This window comes from Xenorhabdus griffiniae, assembly GCF_001028135.1.
Classification (GTDB): domain Bacteria; phylum Pseudomonadota; class Gammaproteobacteria; order Enterobacterales; family Enterobacteriaceae; genus Xenorhabdus; species Xenorhabdus bakwenae.
The window spans coordinates 1-619 of record NZ_LDNM01000178.1 but is presented as its reverse complement, the minus strand read 5'-3'; the positions used below and the strand labels follow the sequence as shown (position 1 = coordinate 619).

General features: G+C 39.4%; 1 protein-coding gene. It reads left to right on the top strand.

Annotated elements, in window-relative coordinates; genetic code table 11:
• The first annotated feature begins 186 nt into the window (after positions 1 to 186).
• The gene (locus AAY47_RS19445; protein ID WP_152911323.1) at positions 187 to 573 is read left to right on the top strand and encodes a hypothetical protein; all 387 of its coding nucleotides are present in this window, start codon (positions 187 to 189) and stop codon (positions 571 to 573) included.
• Positions 574 to 619 lie beyond the last annotated feature (46 nt).

Here is a 619-nt window from a genome sequence, read left to right as displayed (position 1 = left end):
GCTCTTTACTCGAAGCAACCTGTTTATTTTTGACTAAAAAACATTCGTGATCTTGCCCTGCCATTACTTCCGGTTGAGTACTACAAGGTAGAATGGCGTACATTCGCTGATGATAAACTTACAGCTAGACCTAAGCAATTGGTAACAGCAGTAATTGATTCCCGTACTGTTCGAGTTTCATCTGGTATGGATTTTCATTTACGCCAGATAATGAATGATCATTTGGCACCAACTGAACGAGCTGAAATTTCACTACAATATCGAAAAGCAAAAGCTTATATGTCTGAGAATGCATTAACAGAAGTGAATAAAAGAATTAGCGGATTACATGCCTCTCTTTCTAATCAATCGATCGAATTAGCAATGGATCAGAGCTCACGAACAGCATGGGAAGGAGCCATTACACCCCATGTTAATAATATACCCTTCTCAATGTCAGGTTTGGGGCAGCAGGCTGCAATCAAAATTTCTCTTGCTATGAATCGACACTCAGGGAAAGCTAATTTTGTAATGATCGAGGAACCAGAAAATCACCTTTCACATACTAGCTTAACTACCAGGGCAACCGCATGAATGATCAAATAACATTCAGGTTAGAAAATCCTGCTTGTAATACCTG

What these genes read in the sequence shown, in the direction of transcription:
- AAY47_RS19445 (WP_152911323.1), top strand. Translation starts at nt 187, where the DNA reads ATGGATTTTCATTTACGCCAGATAATGAATGATCATTTGGCACCAACT.